At 58.5% G+C, this 17,857-nt stretch carries 18 protein-coding genes; 7 read left to right on the top strand and 11 right to left on the bottom strand.

Annotation, left to right across the window (positions count from 1 at the left end):
• The first annotated feature begins 2 nt into the window (after positions 1-2).
• The 5 genes from ACYVDM_RS23680 (at position 3) to ACYVDM_RS23660 (ending at position 2,877) form a co-directional block, all read left to right on the top strand.
• On the top strand, positions 3-743 hold the full coding sequence (locus ACYVDM_RS23680; protein WP_415790250.1) for an aspartate/glutamate racemase family protein: 741 nt from the start codon (positions 3-5) through the stop codon (positions 741-743).
• Between the two features lie 285 nt (positions 744-1,028).
• A complete protein-coding gene (locus tag ACYVDM_RS23675; protein WP_415790248.1) occupies positions 1,029-1,352 on the top strand; it encodes a DUF4148 domain-containing protein in 324 nt (107 codons plus the stop codon).
• A gap of 95 nt (positions 1,353-1,447) precedes the next feature.
• Complete coding sequence (locus tag ACYVDM_RS23670; RefSeq protein WP_415790248.1) at positions 1,448-1,771, top strand: DUF4148 domain-containing protein; 324 nt, start codon at positions 1,448-1,450, stop codon at positions 1,769-1,771.
• An 89-nt stretch (positions 1,772-1,860) separates the two neighbouring features.
• Positions 1,861-2,196 (top strand): DUF4148 domain-containing protein, encoded by a 336-nt coding sequence (locus tag ACYVDM_RS23665; protein ID WP_415790246.1) that lies wholly within the window; start codon positions 1,861-1,863, stop codon positions 2,194-2,196.
• Positions 2,197-2,319: 123 nt separating this feature from the next.
• Entirely contained in the window at positions 2,320-2,877 is a 558-nt protein-coding gene (locus ACYVDM_RS23660) for a TetR/AcrR family transcriptional regulator (protein ID WP_415790244.1), read from the top strand.
• A gap of 6 nt (positions 2,878-2,883) precedes the next feature.
• Here ACYVDM_RS23660 and ACYVDM_RS23655 read toward each other — a convergent pair whose 3' ends face one another.
• From ACYVDM_RS23655 to ACYVDM_RS23615, 9 genes are all read right to left on the bottom strand, one after another.
• The gene (locus ACYVDM_RS23655) at positions 2,884-3,453 is read right to left on the bottom strand and encodes a TetR/AcrR family transcriptional regulator (protein WP_415790336.1); all 570 of its coding nucleotides are present in this window, start codon (positions 3,451-3,453) and stop codon (positions 2,884-2,886) included.
• A gap of 70 nt (positions 3,454-3,523) precedes the next feature.
• Positions 3,524-4,768, bottom strand: coding sequence for an MFS transporter (locus tag ACYVDM_RS23650; RefSeq protein WP_415790242.1), 1,245 nt, complete (start codon positions 4,766-4,768; stop codon positions 3,524-3,526).
• A 57-nt stretch (positions 4,769-4,825) separates the two neighbouring features.
• Positions 4,826-5,572, bottom strand: a complete 747-nt coding sequence (locus ACYVDM_RS23645; RefSeq protein ID WP_415790240.1) for a peptidylprolyl isomerase — start codon at positions 5,570-5,572, stop codon at positions 4,826-4,828.
• A 12-nt stretch (positions 5,573-5,584) separates the two neighbouring features.
• Positions 5,585-6,271: a respiratory nitrate reductase subunit gamma gene (gene narI / locus ACYVDM_RS23640; protein ID WP_415790238.1), complete on the bottom strand. Its 687-nt coding sequence runs from the start codon at positions 6,269-6,271 to the stop codon at positions 5,585-5,587.
• Positions 6,272-6,281: 10 nt separating this feature from the next.
• A complete protein-coding gene (gene narJ, locus ACYVDM_RS23635; RefSeq protein ID WP_415790236.1) occupies positions 6,282-6,968 on the bottom strand; it encodes a nitrate reductase molybdenum cofactor assembly chaperone in 687 nt (228 codons plus the stop codon).
• A gap of 36 nt (positions 6,969-7,004) precedes the next feature.
• On the bottom strand, positions 7,005-8,555 hold the full coding sequence (gene narH / locus ACYVDM_RS23630) for a nitrate reductase subunit beta (protein WP_415790334.1): 1,551 nt from the start codon (positions 8,553-8,555) through the stop codon (positions 7,005-7,007).
• Positions 8,556-8,570: 15 nt separating this feature from the next.
• On the bottom strand, positions 8,571-12,329 hold the full coding sequence (locus ACYVDM_RS23625) for a nitrate reductase subunit alpha (RefSeq protein WP_415790234.1): 3,759 nt from the start codon (positions 12,327-12,329) through the stop codon (positions 8,571-8,573).
• A 329-nt stretch (positions 12,330-12,658) separates the two neighbouring features.
• Positions 12,659-13,045 carry a DUF488 domain-containing protein gene (locus ACYVDM_RS23620; protein WP_415790232.1) on the bottom strand — a complete coding sequence of 129 codons (387 nt, stop codon included), beginning with the start codon at positions 13,043-13,045 and terminating at the stop codon, positions 12,659-12,661.
• Positions 13,046-13,065: 20 nt separating this feature from the next.
• Positions 13,066-13,728 (bottom strand): thiopurine S-methyltransferase, encoded by a 663-nt coding sequence (locus ACYVDM_RS23615; RefSeq protein ID WP_415790230.1) that lies wholly within the window; start codon positions 13,726-13,728, stop codon positions 13,066-13,068.
• Positions 13,729-13,794: 66 nt separating this feature from the next.
• Here ACYVDM_RS23615 and ACYVDM_RS23610 point away from each other — a divergent pair, with 66 nt between their 5' ends.
• Both ACYVDM_RS23610 and sodC read left to right on the top strand, forming a co-directional pair.
• Entirely contained in the window at positions 13,795-14,253 is a 459-nt protein-coding gene (locus ACYVDM_RS23610; protein WP_415790228.1) for a GNAT family acetyltransferase, read from the top strand.
• 148 nt (positions 14,254-14,401) lie between these two features.
• Positions 14,402-14,932 carry a superoxide dismutase [Cu-Zn] SodC gene (gene sodC / locus ACYVDM_RS23605; protein WP_415790226.1) on the top strand — a complete coding sequence of 177 codons (531 nt, stop codon included), beginning with the start codon at positions 14,402-14,404 and terminating at the stop codon, positions 14,930-14,932.
• Between the two features lie 42 nt (positions 14,933-14,974).
• On the opposite strand, the gene lon is transcribed toward sodC, so the two are convergent.
• Entirely contained in the window at positions 14,975-17,338 is a 2,364-nt protein-coding gene (lon, locus tag ACYVDM_RS23600) for an endopeptidase La (RefSeq protein ID WP_460475477.1), read from the bottom strand.
• Positions 17,335-17,742, bottom strand: coding sequence for an Hsp20/alpha crystallin family protein (locus ACYVDM_RS23595; protein ID WP_415790222.1), 408 nt, complete (start codon positions 17,740-17,742; stop codon positions 17,335-17,337). Before ACYVDM_RS23595 ends, lon begins: the two co-directional genes overlap by 4 nt.
• Between the last annotated feature and the right edge of the window lie 115 nt (positions 17,743-17,857).

The raw sequence follows: 17,857 nt of genomic DNA, 5'->3' as shown, positions 1-17,857 counted from the left end.
CCATGTCTACGCCTTCCTCGTCTGGCCGCATCGCTCGCGGTGGCAAGTCGCTTTATGGCGCTCCACTAGGAATTTTGATGCTGGACGCCCGCTTTCCCCGCATCCTCGGGGACATGGGTAATGGCCAAACCTGGCCCTTCCCCGTGCTCTATCGCGTGGTGCGCGGCGCGACGCCAGAGAAAGTCGTCTTGCAAGGCGCAGCGGGCACACTAGACGCCTTTATTGACGCGGGCCGGGAACTCGTCGACCTGGGCGCCGAAGCGATCACGACGAACTGCGGCTTTCTGGCGCTTTTTCAGGAAGAATTTTCACAAGCACTGGGCGTACCCGTGGCCACCTCTTCCCTGATGCAAGTGCCCTGGGTACAGGCCACACTACCGCCCAGTAAGCGCGTTGGCATCGTCACCGTCAGCGGATCGACGTTATCGCCCGCTCACTTGGCAGCGGTGAATGTCCCTGCCGACATTCCCAGTGCCGGCACCGAAAACGGCAAAGAATTTTTTCGCGTCCTGATCAAGGCCGAAAAAGAGGACATGGACATCGACTTGGCGGAGCAAGACATCTTGGACGCTGGGCGGGACTTGGTCAGGCGACACCCCGAAGTCGGCGCCATCGTCCTGGAATGCACCAACATGCCCCCCTATGCCGCCGCATTGCAAGCAGAGCTTGGGCTGCCCGTGTACGACATTTACTCGATGATCACCTGGTTCCATACCGGACTCCGTCCTCGCGCATTCGCCTGACAGCTCGTTGGGTTGGCACGCATCGCGCGGCTAACCCATTTCAAATCTTCTCCCTGCCAGCGAAGAGAACTACCGAAGCAAATCACACCTTAAACAATTAGATACAATTTTCCGTTTGACCAGTCTATCTACTGATAGGTAATATTCGTTCCATGGTTGGTGAACAAAGCGATCCAGCCACCGCGCAACAGGTTTTTATCCAAGCGCTTTTTTATTTCCCGCTTCATCTATCTATAAGTAGATAGTTTAACAAACTTACTTTCACTTCATTAAAGAGAACTCACCATGAAAACCCTCGCTTCCCTCGTCCTGATCTCCGCCTCCCTGGTTGGCACCGCTGCTTATGCACAAGAACCCTCCGGCGAATTGGACTATCCGCCCGAAGTCGTCCAAACCAGCAGCCTGACGCGCGCTCAAGTCATCGCCGAACTGCAAGCTGCGAAAGCCGCCGGCCAAGTCACCTTCGGCGACATCGATGAGCCCGCCACACAAACCGCCTCCAGCACGGTGACCCGCGCTCAGGTTCACGCCGAAGCCGTAGAAGCCAACCAAAGCCCCAACGGTTCTGTCGCGTTTGACGGCCGCGGCTATCCCAACACTGGCGCCTGAGCGTCTTTCCTAACCCTCTTTTTATTTCACTCGAAATCTATCTACACATAGATAATTTAACAAACCTACTTTTACTTTATTAAAGAGAACTCACCATGAAAACCCTCGCTTCCCTCGTCCTGATCTCCGCCTCCCTGGTTGGCACCGCTGCTTATGCACAAGAACCCTCCGGCGAATTGGACTATCCGCCCGAAGTCGTCCAAACCAGCAGCCTGACGCGCGCTCAAGTCATCGCTGAACTGCAAGCTGCGAAAGCTGCCGGTCAAGTCACCTTCGGCGACATCGACGAACCTGCTACGCAAACCGCCTCCAGCACGGTGACCCGCGCTCAGGTTCACGCCGAGGCCGTAGAAGCCAACCAAAGCCCCAACGGTTCTGTCGCGTTTGACGGCCGCGGCTATCCCAACACCGGCGCCTAAGTTTCTTTTCCTGAACTCTTTTTATTTCACTTGAAACCTATCTATACATAGATAGCTGAATATCAAACTTAACGCTTTGGAGAAGCACCATGAAAACCTTCGTATCCGCTGTGATGTTGTCGATGACCATGATGGGTGCCGCGTATGCCGGCGAACCTTCGGGCGAACTGGATTACCCGCCCGTCAACACGGCAGCCAGCTCGGTCACCCGCGCTCAGGTCCAGGCTGAATTACAAGCCGCAAAGGCCGCCGGCCAAGTGACCTTCGGTGAACTGGAGCAGCCCGCCGCTTACGCTGCGAGCCCCGCCCGCACCCGCGCTGAAGTTCGGGCCGAGGCTCAGGCCGCCCGTGACAACGGATCGGATGCATTCGGCGAATTGGACTACCAAGCCAGCTATGACGTGACTTCATCCTCACACATCTAAGGTCACCACATGTTCGAACCTGCGGAGCCGCCACCCAGGGCGGCCCGCCTTTCTTTCACTCGTTTAGGAGTTCACCCTCCCTTTCAGTCCTTTCACCCTGAAACCCCACCGATAGCCCCGATCATGAATACAGAAACTACCCGCGAAAAAATTGTGCAGCATGCTCAAAACCTGATTCAGACAGGCGGCTACAACGGTTTTAGCTACCGAGATTTGGCCGCTCTGATCGGCATCAAGACATCCAGCATTCATTACTATTTCCCGCAAAAAGAAGATTTGCTGTTGGCAGTCATCCAGCGATACCAGACGAACTGGAACGAAGCGATACAACGTATCGATCCTGGCCTGAGGGCCGATGACAAACTGCGTGCTTATGTCGACGTGCACCGTCGTGCCTTCTGTGGGACCGAACGTATCTGCCTGGGTACCGCGCTCTCGGCGGAGCTCGGTTCGTTGCCCGGCTGTGCCCGGCGAGCGCTACGGGACTTTTATGCCGCCAATGAGGCCTGGCTCGTCAAGCTGCTGGAACAAGGCGCTCGCGAGGGTAGCCTGCGTGTGCCTGGTGATCTACATGCCTCGGCACGTGCGTTGTACTCCGCGCTGCAAGGCAGCCTGATGGGGGCACGTCTGTTTAATGAGAGCGAGCGCGTCGCCGAGCTGTTTCCCGCCATCGCGGCCTAGACACGCTCAGTGCGTTGCGCGTGCCCTGCACTGCACTGCCGCCACGACGTCGCACAGACGTTGTGGATCCTGAAACAGGCGCGCGCTGATGATTGCCCCCTGAAGCATGGCAAACAGCCAGCGGCCATCGGCTTCGGGATCACCAGAAAACGTTAGCGTGCCGTCTTTCATCCCCTCGGCAACCACGTGGGACAGCCATTTTTCGTGCAAACGAAAAAAGGCGAGTACCGATTCGCGCGCGCGATCCGACAACGAGGCGACATTCGAGGCCAGCATGCCGCCGAGGCAAATTTTGTCGGTCGGAGCATTCCGAAACAACGACGCATAGGTCGCCAGTTTTTCGTTGGCGGGCAGGGATGGGTCAATGCCCTGCAGGACGGCGCGAACGTGGACCGTGTACTTGTCCATGACCTCGGTCAACAGATCGTCTTTGGCGGGAAAGTAATAATGAATACTGGCGGTTTTCACGCCCACCCGTTCGGCCAGATCCCGATAGCTAAAGCCGTTACAGCCGCGCTGCCTCATCAGGAGCTCAGCGTGTTCTAAAAGTTGTTCGCGGGTGGTGGCGGTATTCATCTCGCCATTGTTACCTACCAGTAGATCGGGGGTCAAGTTAGTAGGATTCCCTACCCCTGGTTAGCCCTGGCTAACCTTTCGTGGCCGCCAGCTCTCCGGAAATCTGTACTTTTTTGACCTCGGAGAAGTACATCACGATCAACGACACCCACACCACGCCATAAAGCAGCATGAAGCAGCTGGACCGAATCTGCAGCAGGTCTGCCAGCGCGCCAAACATCAAAGGCAGCAAGAATCCGCCCAGCCCCCCTGCCAAACCGACAATCCCCGTCACGACACCCATGTTTTCAGGAAAATCATCAGCCACGTACTTGAACGTAGATGCCATGCCAAAAGCAAACATCGCGCCAAGCACGAACAGAACAAGCGTAAACAGCCATACCGGCAGATAAAGATGGAACGACGAGGCCCCATCCAGCGTCTTGACCGTCAACGTCGTGTCGGGATAGGACAGCACAAACAAGCATATCCATGCCACCCACAAACACCACCACGTCATCTTGTGAGCACCAACGCGATCTGCCAGACCCCCGCCTACCGCACGCAACACCGCGCCCGGCAAGGAAAACCCGGCGGCCAGCGCCGATGCGGCGACTAGCGCCAAACCGTATTCGGCCTGGAAATACTGGGGAATCCATAGCGATAGCGCCGTAAAGCCCCCGAATGTGATGGAATAGTATTGGCAATAACGCCACACCTTGGGATTTTTCAGTACCTTGAACTGATCCGCCAGCTTGCCGCCTGTCTTGCCCGCACCGGGATCCGGGGCCGAGGCAAACCAGAAGATGGCGGCGGTCACCAGCAAGGCAACGGCGTAGATCTTGGGCACCATGCGCCATCCGTAGGCCTCGAGCAATACCGGTGTCACAAACAAATTGACGGCCGCGCCGACCGTGCCCGCACCAAAAAATCCCATGGCAAAGCCCTTGCGCTCTGCGGAGAAAAAGCGCGAGACATAAGGCGTACCCACCGCAAACGAGGCACCCACCAATCCCAGGCACAAGCCGATCAACAAGAACTGCCACAAGACCTGCGCATAGCTGACCAGATACACCGGCACCGCACACCCCACCAACAGCACGGTCATGACGATGCGGCCCCCAAAGCGGTCCGTCCATATTCCCAACGGCAGTCGGAAAATGGCGCCCGTCAGCACCGGCGTAGACGTCAGCAGTCCGAACTGGAAGGCATTGAGCCCGAGTTCTTCCCGGATGCGGATGCCCAGCACGCCGAACATCATCCACACGACAAAACACACCATGAACGCAAATGTGCTGCTGTACAACACCGAATAGGCACGAGGATGGGTGCTCATTGTGGTCTTCCTGATCGATAGACAAACGGATTCACATCAACACGGACTCAGAGGCACTCACTGCAACAATGGGGAATCCGCGCCCGAAATATCCACGCCTTCGATGCGGGCCTGCCCGACCAGCCATTGCAGATACTGATGCGTCGCGCGACGTTCGGACGTCTGGCTCAGCCAGGATGCGATGCGCGCGTGCACCGCGTCAAAGGTCATCAGCGAGCCCTCTGCCTTGCGGCCCGTGCGCACAATATGAAAGCCGTGGCGGGTCTGCACCAATTTGTTCAGCAAGGTATGCGCGGGCATGGCAAACACAGTTTCCTCAAACTCCGGCAGCGTCTCGCCACGGCCAATGTCGCCTAAGCGACCGCCCTCTTGTGCCGAAAGACAATTGGAGTATTGGCGTGCATAGTCCGCAAAAGCTTGTGCGGGCGCCTGGTGCACTTCTTGCAAGACTTCGCCCGCTCGGGCACGCAAACGCGGTGGATCGACGCGTGGCGTAAGCTGGAACAAAATGTGCCACACCTCGACCAACGCGCCACTCAAAAACCGATCGGGATGCTGCTCGTAGTATCGACGGCAACTGGCCTCGTCTGCGGTAGGCGTTTGCACCTCTGCCGCCAATACGGCCTGTATCGACGCATCATCGTCGTGCTGCGCGACCCCAAGCTCACGGGCCCGTTGCAACAACAACTCGCGCAACACCAACTCGTGGCCAGCGCTTTGCTGAGGGTCGCTCTCGCTCTGATGTCGCGCCATTTCGGCCTGCACCTGCGTGTCGTCAATGGAAACACCGTTCACCACAATCATGTCCGCATCCTCTCAGCGTGAACGCACTAATTGCCAGGCCCGGCCGAGATAACCCACCGAGGCAAAACCGCTCCACACGTGGACCAACCGGGTGAACGGAAAAATCAGGAACAAAGTCATTCCCAGCACCATATGCCATTGATAGACCCAGGGCACACCGGCCATCACTTCTGCGGCACCCGAACGAAAAGTCACGATGCGTTGCGCCCATTCGCCGAGCACCAGCATCAAGGAACCATCCTTGTGCTGCGCCGACGTGAATATCGACAACAGCCCGAGCGAAAGCACCATCAGTATCCAGAACAACGTCAGCCAATCTGAAAAGCGCGACGTTGCGTGCAAGCGCGGCTCGGAGATGCGGCGGTAGATCAAAATCAACAGCCCCGCCAGACAGACCACCCCCAGAATCGCACCCACCACCACGGCCAACAACTGCTTGAATTCGGTCGACACGCCCATCGCGTGATAGACCGCCGGAGGCGTTAATAAGCCAAACAAATGCGTAAAGAACAGCGAAAGAATCCCGATATGGAAAAGATTGCTGCCCCACCGTAACGCCCCACGCTTGAGCAACTGGCTAGAGTCGCTCTTCCAGGTGTATTGCTCGCGCTCGAAACGCGCCAGACTGCCGAACAAAAAAATGGCCAGCGCAATGTAGGGATACACCCCGAAAAAGAAATCGTGCACATAGGCAGACATGCGGATCTCCTTACGACGAAGTGGAACCGGACGCGGCCGGCATATGCCGGGGATCCGTTTCGTAAAAATGAATGGGCTGCGACGTTTGTGTGCGGGCACGCAACGCGGGCTCCGTCCCATCCGCTTGCGGTCCAAAGGTCACCATGGATTCCTCCATATCGCCCTCGGGTGGCTCTGGCAAAGGCTGCGGCGCGATCGGCGTCAACTCACGCAGCACCGCAAACACCGTGGCGTACGGGTTGCCGGACTCCGACAGCTTGTCGCCAATGCGCGCCAGCACATGAATCGCGTCGCCTAATAGTGCTGCGGCGCTGTCTGGTGGAATCTGGCCCAGGAACTCCAGGAACAATGGCACATAGTCCGGCAGCTCGGACGTATCCAGCACCAATCCGTGACGGAAATACTCTTCGCGCAAATCCACCATTGCCTGCCCGCGATCTCGCGACTCGCCGTGAATGTGCTCAAACAAATGCAAGGAATGCACGGGGCGCCGATCAAACGTCGCCACATACTGCTCCTGCACACTGATCAGATCATCAGCCTCGCTCAGCACGGCGAACAGAGGTGCCAATTGCACCTGATGCGAGGCGCTCAGACAGGACTGCAACTCGGGCATGGCCTGCAACAGTGCTTCGTCGGGATAGGTCAACAAGGCCGACAACACGCTGTAGACGGACACGTCTCTCGCCGGGGGCATAGGGGTTTCCATAGACTGAGTACGCATCGTCCTTCCTTATCCCGATACCTTGTTGCGCTGTATTTCCATAAACACCACCTGCTGTGCATCGCCGCGTGGCTTACTCCCGAATAAGCTGCCTTCAGATGCACCGCCAGAGCAGCCATTGCCAAACGAAAACCCACAACTGCCCTTCGTATCAAACGCATCTTCGGCATACTCGCGATGCGAAGTGGGAATGACGAATCGGTCTTCGTAGTTCGCAATCGCCAGATAGCGGTACATCTCCTCAATCTGGCTGGTGCTCAGGCCGACTTGCTGCAGAATGTCCGGACGCTCCTCGCCATCGACGGTACGTGCCCGCATGAACGCGCGCATCGCCAACAAACGCTCGAGAGCCAGCGCGACGGGCGCCTCGTCGCCGGCGGTCAACAAATTGGCCAGATAACGCAAGGGAATCCGCAGCGACTTCACATCAGGAATCTCGCCAAAGGCCCCGATGTGGCCGCTATTGGCCGCTGCCTGGATCGGCGATAGGGGCGGCACGTACCACACCATGGGTAGCGTGCGATATTCCGGATGCAAGGGAAAAGCGATACGCCATTGCACAGCCATCTTGTACGTCGGGGACTGACGCGCCGCGTCCAGCCAACCCTGCGGCACGCCATCGGCCAACGCCTGCGCAATCACCGCAGGGTCTTCGGGGTCCAGGAACAGATCCAGTTGCGCCTCATACAAGTCCTTTTCGTCCTGGACGGAAGCGGCTTGTTCAATACGATCGGCGTCATAGAGCAATACACCCAGATAGCGGATGCGGCCGACACAGGTTTCCGAGCATACCGTCGGCTGCCCCGCCTCAATACGCGGATAGCAAAAAATGCATTTCTCGGCCTTGCCGCTTTGCCAGTTGTAGTAGATCTTTTTATACGGACAGCCGGATACGCACATCCGCCACCCGCGGCACTTGTCCTGGTCCACCAACACGATGCCGTCTTCTTCGCGCTTGTAAATGGATCCCGAGGGACAGCTCGCCACACAACTGGGATTCAGGCAGTGTTCGCACAGTCGCGGCAAGTACATCATGAAGGTGTTTTCAAACTGACCGTAGATGTCCTTCTGGATGTCCTCGAAGTTGTAGTCCTGCGATCGTTTGGCAAACTCTCCTCCCAGGATTTCCTCCCAGTTGGGGCCCCATTCGATTTTTTCCATGCGCTTGCCGGTGATCAGCGAACGCGGGCGCGCCGTGGGCGCCGCCTGTAACTCTGGCGCGCTCTGCAGATGGTCGTAGTCGAACGTAAAGGGCTCGTAGTAGTCATCGATCTCGGGCAAATTGGGGTTGGCAAAGATATTGGCCAGCAGACGCAACTTCCCCCCCTGACGCGGCTCGATCTTGCCCGATGCGGTACGTTTCCATCCCCCATTCCAGCGTTTCTGGTTTTCCCAATCCTTGGGGTAGCCGATGCCGGGCTTGGTCTCAACGTTGTTGAACCAGGCATATTCCATGCCGCTGCGTGACGTCCAGACGTTCTTACAGGTCACCGAACAGGTATGACAGCCGATGCATTTGTCCAGGTTCAGCACCATTGCAATTTGCGCGCGTACTTTCATCATCGTCTCCGGTGCTCAGGCTTGTGAGGGTGCGGGCTGCGCGGCGCGCTGCCCTTCGAGCCAATCGATCTTGCGCATCTTGCGTACAACCACAAATTCATCCCGGTTCGAGCCTACCGTCCCGTAGTAATTCAATCCGTAGGACAGTTGGGCATAGCCACCGATCATGTGCGTGGGCTTGAGCACGATGCGCGTCACCGAGTTGTGAATACCGCCGCGAGCACCGGTGATCTCGGAACCCGGCATGTTCACGATTTTTTCCTGCGCGTGGTACATCATCGTCAGGCCTTCGGGCACCCGCTGACTCACCACTACGCGGGCCACGAGTGCGCCATTTTCGTTATAGGCCTCGATCCAGTCGTTATCCACCAGGCCGGCCTTGACGGCGTCTTTCTCCGAAATCCACAAAATCGGCCCGCCACGCGACAAGGTCAACATGATCAGATTGTCGGTATACGTGGAGTGGATCCCCCATTTTTGATGAGGGGTAATAAAGTTCAGGACGATCTCGGGATTCCCGTTATCGTGGCGGCCATCCCTCATGGCCCCGATGGATTTGGTATCCACAGGCGGGCGATACACACACAACGCCTCGCCAAAGGCGCGCATCCAGAGGTGATCCTGATAGAGCTGCTGGCGGCCCGACAACGTGCGCCAGGGGATCAACTCGTGCACGTTGGTATAGCCCGCGGTGTAGCTCACGTGATCCGACTCCACACCCGACCACGTCGGCGATGAGATGATCTTGCGAGGCTGTGCCTGCAAATCGCGATAGCGGATTTTCTCGTGTTCGCGAGGCAGCGCAAGGTGTGCATGGTCACGCCCCGTGATCTTGGACAATGCGTTCCATGCCTTGACGGCCACTTCGCCATTGGTCTCGGGCGCCAGCGTCAGAATGGTTTCGGCGGCATCGATATCTGTGTCCAGGCGCGGCAAGCCCTGGCTGATCCCTTCCTCGGTCACCTGATAGTTCAACTGACCCAGCAGGTCGCATTCCTCGCCCGCCGCCCAATTGATCCCTTTGCCTCCCACGCCAAGTTTGCGCGTCAGCGGTCCCAACGAGGTGTACTGCTTGTACAAATCCGGATAGTTGCGCTCGACTACGGCTATCGCGGGCATCGTCTTGCCGGGGATCATCTCGACTTGCCCCTGCTTCCAATCGCGCACGCCAAAAGCGTTGCCCAATTCCGACGGGCTATCGTGTTGCAAGGGTGTCAGCACCAGGTCCTGCGCTGCGGGCAGCTCAGTCTGTGCAATATCGGAGAACGCCTTGGCAATTCCTTTGTAGATTTCCCAATCGCTACGCGATTCCCATACAGGGTCCACGGCCGCCGACAAAGGGTGAATAAACGGATGCATATCCGACGTATTCAGATCATTTTTTTCATACCAGGTGGCCGTAGGCAACACCACATCGGAATACACGCACGTCGTCGACATGCGGAAATCCAGAGTCACCAGCAGATCGAGCTTGCCTTTGGGCGCCTCGTCATGCCACGCGACTTCTTGCGGTTTGTCCTCGCCGGTCTCACCCAGGTCTTTGCCCTGGACGCCATGATCGGTACCGAGCAGATGCTTGAGAAAATACTCGTGCCCCTTGCCTGACGAACCCAGCAGATTCGAGCGCCACACAAACATATTGCGCGGGTAGTTGTCGGGATGATCGGGGTCTTCGCACGACAGCTTGAGACGGCCATCGCGCAAAGCCTGCACCACATAGTCCGCCGGCACCTGACCCGCCTGCTGCGCGTCGCGCACGACCTGCAACGGGTTCGTCTGCAATTGCGGGGCCGAGGGCAACCAGCCCATTCGTTCGGCGCGCACGTTGAAATCGATCAATTCCCCTTTGAATGCCTCGCTATCGGCCAACGGCGAAAGAATTTCGGACACCTTCAGCTTTTCATAGCGCCATTGATCGGTATGGGCATAGAAAAACGACGTGCCGTTCATGTGACGCGGCGGGCGGCACCAGTCCAGGCCAAAGGCCAGTGTGGTCCATCCCGTCTGCGGGCGCAGCTTTTCCTGGCCGACATAGTGGCACCAGCCACCGCCCGACTTGCCGACACAGCCGCACATCACGACCAGATTAATGATGCCGCGATAAGCCATATCCATGTGATACCAGTGATTCAGGCCCGCGCCCAGAATCACCGAGGACTTGCCCTGCGTCTTGTCGGCATTTTCCGCAAACTGGCGCGCAACCGTAATGACATCGTTGCGCTTGACGCCAGTGATGCGTTCCTGCCAGGCGGGGGTATAGGGCACGTCATCGTCGTATGACGTGGCGACATTGGCGCCGCCCAAACCACGATCCAATCCGTAGTTGGCCATCAACAGGTCATACACCGTCACGGCCAGGACGTCACCCTCCACGGTCTGGATGCGCCGCACCGCCATGTTGCGCTCCAGGACATCTGCGTGGTCGGTACCCTGGAAATAATCATGTTGGCGGCCACCAAAATAGGGGAATGCCACCGGCACCACCTCGTCATGCTGACCGACCAGGGACAAGCCCAGCGTCAGGGGATTGCCATCGGCATCCTTGGCATCCAGATTCCATTTGCCGAGATCGCCGCCTTCTTGTTGCCCCCACCGAAAGCCTATAGACCCACCCGGCACGACCAATTCGCCGGACCCGTCACGACAGGCCACGGTCTTCCATTCGGGGTTGTTTGTTTGTCCCAGTCCGTCGGGGAAGTCCGACGCGCGCAGCATGCGCTCGGGTACGTAATGTGTGCCCTGGCGTATCAGGCGCACCAGGAATGGCATATCCGAATACTGCCTGCAGTACTCACGAAAATAGTCGCTCTTGCCCTCCAGGTGAAACTCTTTGAGGATCACATGTCCCATCGCCAGCGCCAAGGCGGCATCGGTGCCCTGCTTGGGATGCAGCCACACGTCGCCGAACTTCGCGCCCTCGGCATAGTCAGGGAAAATCGACACGACTTTGGCGCCACGATACCGTGCCTCGACCATGAAATGGGCATCCGGCGTACGCGTCTGTGGCACATTCGAGCCCCACATCACGATAAAGCTCGAGTTGTACCAATCCGCGGACTCGGCAACGTCGGTTTGCTCGCCCCAGGTTTGCGGGCTAGAGGGCGGCAAGTCGCAGTACCAGTCGTAAAAACTGAGGATCGTGCCGCCCAGCAACGACAGATACCGACTGCCGGCGGAGAACGACACCATGGACATCGCGGGAATCGGCGAAAAGCCGATGACACGATCGGGCCCATAGCGCTTGATGGTGTAGACGTTGGCGGCGGCAATCAGCTCATTGACCTCGTTCCAGGTCGCCCGTACAAATCCGCCCATACCGCGCACGCGCTTGTAGTCATCCGATAGACCCGGTGTCGTACAGATGTGTTCCCACGCGGCCAGCGGCGTCATCGTCTTGCGGGCCTCGCGCCACAGACGGGCCAATCGGCCACGCAGCATCGGATATTTGACGCGATTGGCGCTATACAAATACCAGGAATACGACGCGCCACGCGAACAGCCGCGGGGTTCGTGATTCGGCATGCCGGGACGTGTGCGGGGATAATCCGTCTGCTGGGTTTCCCAGGTGACGATCCCACCCTTGACGTAGATTTTCCAGGAACAGGAACCTGTGCAATTCACGCCATGCGTTGATCGTACGATCTTGTCGTGCTGCCAACGATCGCGATAGGCTTTTTCCCACCCCCGATCTTCTTGAACCACACTACCGTGCCCATCAGAGAAAGACTCTTTGGCGCGGGTAAAGTATTTGAGGCGATCGAGGAAATAACTCATTGTCAGGCTCCTGGTGGCATTTGTAGAGGGCTACAAGATGCTTAGGCGCTACGGAGGCGGCCTGACAAGATTGCGCGAAAGAGATGTCATCGAGGGTGTCCTTGTCGACGATCAACTTACAGGCAAAGCTTGGGTACATTACTGCACGCGGCACATTGCGTCAATATTCGCAATAATCGACACAAATCATCGTCACCAGCACCCAACAGGCTCGTCCACGAGCAAGTCATGACGATAAAGCCTGCCCCGCGCCCATCCGGGCGCAACGATGTTCAATCGTTGATAAAAATCAACCTATGGCTCGATACGCCCCCGGGAGGGGCAACGCGTCACGCCAGAACGGCACCGCGATCGGCCAGCAATTGGCGTAGCACGCTGCGATGGCAGCGATTTTCGTCTTCGCAGTAGCAACCCACAGAAAAATCCGTGGTGGCGGACAACGCCGCCAGCATATCCAGCACTTTGGCTGCGTCGCCGTGATTGAGCTCGGCTTGCATTTTGCGAGCGACGCCTCGCCATTGGGTATCGTTAGTGACGGCCAGCGCCTGTGTCACTAGCTCGGGGCTAGGCGACAAGATGGGGAGCCAGACATCGTAATAATTTCGACTGGCGAATTCGGCCTTGGGCACGCCGCGCGGCGGACGCCGCACCGTGCCAATGCGCAGACCCTCGTGGTCAGCACGTGGTGATCCCAATCTTACGATGCGAACGCTCATGGCCTCTCCGATACGGCACGCTAGCCGATGTGTCGCTGCAGTCTAAACACCAACGTATCCAGTTGCTTTAACCCCCGCTCTATAAACTTCGGTTCTTTTGTCAGGATATCCCGCCGGTCGATCAATATCGCATCCGAATGGGCCGCGTATATCGCCTGCACCTCGTCGTCGCGCACAGAAAACGGCGGCCCCTCCATCTGGCTTTGCTCATAATCCAGGGTGATCAGCAGCCCCCGGTAAGCGTCGGATAACTGACCATAGACATGCTTGGCATACCGCTCGCGCATTTCCGTGGGCAACGCCACTAACGCGGCACGATCGTAGGCTCCCACGCAATTCCCCAATACGTCCGCCCCCAAAGCGAAAATATCGCCGCAAAAAATTTCGATGTTTCCCGCGATGAAATAACGCCCCTGGTCGGCATCGCGAGCGACGGGCTGCAGGTCGTTTTCAGCGAAAAACTGCTCCACCGCCAGGGCCGACAGCTCGACGCCCAGCACCTGATGCCCTTGCTCTGCCAGCCACACCATATCCAGCGACTTGCCACACAGCGGCACCAGCACTTTGCCGCCCGCAGGCACCTCCAGCGTGGGCCAGTATTTCGCCAACAGCGGTGTCACGCGTGCCTGATGAAAATGCGTGCGCCCATCACGCCAACGTTCCAGCCAAAAATCCGCATCCATCCAAAGTCTCCGTTCTCTACGTTTTGTCGATATGGCTATTATTGTAGAAACTTAAAGGAACAACGCATGCATGCCCCCGAGTTTTCTATCCGGCCCTTTCAACCTGCGGATGCTGATGCCGTCGTACAACTGTGGCACGACTGCCAACTGACGCGCCCCTGGAACGACCCTTACAAGGACATTGCCCGCAAAATGACGGTACAACCCGAGATGTTTCTGGTCGGAACAGTGGGGAGCAATGTCGTGGCTGCCGTCATGGCGGGCTACGATGGACACCGGGGATGGGTCAACTATCTGGCGGTGGCACCGGCATATCAGCGACGCGGTTATGCCGGCGCATTGATGCAGGAAGTCGAACATCGACTGCTGGCCATGGGTTGTCCAAAAATCAGTCTGTTAGTGCGCAGCGGCAATGCCGCCGTCGTGGCGTTTTACAAAAAGCTGGCATTCCAGCAAGATGAGGTCGTCAGCCTGGGGAAACGGTTGATACCGGATATTGAACCACCGCAGCCAACCGTTCCCTAGTCACGCTTTGTCGTTATTTTTCTTGAAATTCTCAGGCGATTTTCTTGCCGGGGATTGGTTGGCGTGTGTACCCTAAATACTTGCTTGCGAGTTTCAACAGGGGTGTTCGCCGTTCGCCGCTGCCCTATGTGCTTTGCTGGAGGAACTTATGAAGCGTCATCTGAAAAACACGTTGTTAGCCGGATTGCTTGGCCTGGCTGCAAACGCCTATGCCGATGTCACGGTGCCGGTGCACTTGACCACGGACAAAGGCCCAGGCCAGGAAATCGGCTCGGTCAGCCTGGCCGAGAGCAAGTACGGCCTGGTGCTGACACCCAACCTGAAGGATCTGCCACCCGGTGTGCACGGATTCCACGTCCATGAAAACGGTAGTTGCGATGCCACCCAAAAGGACGGCAAGACAGTCCCAGCGGGCGGTGCCGGTGGCCATTACGACCCGGATGGCACCAAAAAACACGGCACACCCTGGGATGACGATGCCCATCGTGGCGACCTGCCAGCGCTGTATGTCGGTGCGGACGGCACCGCTACGACGCCGGTGCTTGCCCCGCGCCTGAAGTTATCCGGCGTCCAGGGACGGGCATTGATGGTGCATGCGGGTGGCGACAATCACAGCGATCATCCCAAACCGCTGGGCGGCGGGGCGGGCCGCATCGCGTGCGGGGTGATCCCGAAATAACAGCGGCATCACCCTGATTGCATTGCCAGCCCCTACCCTCTACTAGGCCTGGGCCACGGGGGCAGCGGCCACAGGGGTGGCCGCCGCCGGGGTTTCCTGCCCGTCGATCGCATAGCGAATCGCGTCTTCGATCCGATCGAGCAGCAGGAACTTCAGCTTCTGTCGCGCCTCGGCAGGGACATCGTCGATATCCTTCTCATTGCGCCGCGGGATCATCACCGTGGTGATGCCCGCCCGCAGCGCCGCCAGGGTTTTTTCCTTGAGACCGCCGATCGGCAGCACCAGACCGCGCAGGCTGACCTCACCCGTCATCGCCACATCCGAACGCACCGGACGCCCAGACAGCAATGACGCGAGCGCCAGGAACATGGCGACCCCGGCGCTAGGCCCATCCTTGGGCGTGGCACCGGCGGGAACGTGTATGTGCACGTCGGTTTTCTCCAGCGCATCTCCGCTCCAGATTTTGGCCAGCGTCAACGCCGTCTGCGCCGACTCTTTCATCACATCGCCGAGTTGGCCGGTCAAAATCAAACGACCGCCACCCGGCGTCTTGCTCGCCTCGATAAAGAGGATATCTCCGCCCACGGGGGTCCAGGCCAACCCAGTCGCCACGCCGGGCACACTGGTACGCAGCGCGACCTCGTTTTCGAAACGATGAGCGCCCAGGATATCGGGCAAGTCCGCAGCATCAATGACGATGTGCTCGGTCTTGCCTTCGGCCACCTGCATGGCGGCATGGCGCAACACCGCACCCACCTCGCGCTCGAGCTGACGTACGCCCGCCTCGCGGGTGTAATCGGCCACGATGGATGACAAGGCCGCATCGGTCAGCTCAGCTTGCTCTGGCTTGAGGCCGTTGGCCTCGAATTGACGCGCGACCAGATAGCGGCGCGCGATCTGGATTTTTTCTTCTTCCGTGTAACCGGGCAGTTGAATAATCTCCATCCGGTCGCGCAACGGCCCCGGAATCGTGTCCAGCATATTGGCCGTGCAGATGAACATCACGTGCGACAAATCGAAATCCACGCCTAAGTAATTGTCGCGGAATTTATGGTTTTGCTCGGGATCCAGCACCTCGAGCAAGGCACTGCCCGGGTCGCCATGAAAACCGCCGGCGCCGAGCTTGTCGATCTCGTCGAGCATCAGCACGACATTATTCGTCCCGGCACGCCGCATCGCCTGAATGATATTGCCTGGCAATGCGCCCAGATATGTGCGCCGGTGACCGCGAATCTCGGCTTCGTCATGGACGCCACCCAAGGCCACGCGCTGAAAGGCGCGCCCGGTCGCCCGCGCAATGGATTGCCCCAGCGAGGTCTTGCCTACCCCAGGTGGTCCGGCAAAGCACAGAATCGGGCTACGCCCCTGCGGGTTGAGCTTGCGCACCGCCAGATATTCCAGGATACGGCGCTTGATCTTGTCCAGGCCAAAGTGATCATCGTCCAGCACTTTGCGGGCTTCTGCCAAATCAATCGGCGGCTGCAGCGTCTGTTTCCAGGGCAGCTCCGTCAGCCACTCGACGTAGGTGCGCAACATGGCCGACTCGCCGCTGGTCTCGCCCATGCGTTGCAAACGGCCCAATTCTTTGCGGGCATGGCTCAGCACCTCGTCGGGCATGCCCGACGCTTCGATGGCGTCTTTCAGGCGCGCAATCTCGACGGCGCTGTCATCGACTTCGCCGAGTTCTTTCTGGATCTGACGTAATTGTTCGCGCAGCACGGTCTCGCGCTGCCGCTCATCAAATTGCGCCCGGGTACGGTCACCGATTTCCTTGGACAGTCGCAGAACTTCGACGCGCCCGGCCAACAGTTCGATGGACTTGTCCAGACGAGTCGGCAAGTCGAACGTTTCCAGAATGTCCTGCTTTTGCTCTGGCTTGATGTCGATCATGTGCGTCACCATGTCGGCCAACAGGCCGGGCGACTCGATACCGCGTACGACGCCGATGAGCTCGTCAGGCACATTGGGCAACAGGGTGATGGCGTCAGTCGCCTGCTCTTTCAGTTGCAGAAAACGCGCCTCGATCTGGCTGTCCTGCGTGTCGCTCGCCTCGACCTCGGCGACGCGAGCCACCATGAACGGCCAACCCGTCAGGAACTCCAGGACACGAAAGCGCGACTGCCCCTGCACCAGCAAGTGATGGGCGCCCTCTTGCCCGGTGATGTAGCGGGCGATCGGACCTTCGGTCCCAACCCAGCACAGGTCATTGGGTCCCACCTCGTCTTTAGACGGATCACGCTGCAACAGAAAACCGACGGGACGCTCGGTCTTGACGGCCTCTTGCGCGGCCGCGACAGAGGATTCCCGTCGCACCGTCACGGGCGACAACACGCCCGGAAACAACACCGCATCGCGCAACGGAATGATGATGCGTGCGTCATCGGGCAAAACACGGGTATCGCTCATGGAGCCTCCCTTACTTTAGTCAGCGTCAACACCAGGCAGCCGTCTGCCAGCGTAGAGGATTCCGGCTCAAGCGCGTGCAACGGCAACGCAATGCGGCGGCGGAAACGGCCATAGGGAATTTCAAATCGGTGAATGCGGGCATTGGCCGCACACGGCATGGGGCGTACCCCCGAAACCGTGATACCGCCAGGATCGAACGCCACGACCAGCCGCTCGGACGGTACGCCAGGCAGCGCGACATAAACCAAAACAGCGGTAGCGGTCTCGATAATGTCCACCGGGGGTTCCCAGTGGGGTGCATCCGCGGGTCCTGCGCGCAGCAACTGTCGATGCAGGCGCTCGGCGTGCTCCAGCAGCGATTGTGCATCGCCCCAGATCCAGGATGAAAAATCTCGCGATCTCATGAGCTTGCCCTCATAACCATGCTACGTATATAGCGGCGAGTTGGCGTATTTCAAGCCGATGGGGCAAATCGCGAGCTAGCCGCGTGATGTAGGACGTCTGATATCAGTGTAACGG

The sequence above is a fragment of the Bordetella tumulicola genome, from assembly GCF_054779135.1.
Note: the sequence above shows the minus strand (reverse complement) of the source record. Positions and strands in the feature narration are given on the sequence as shown.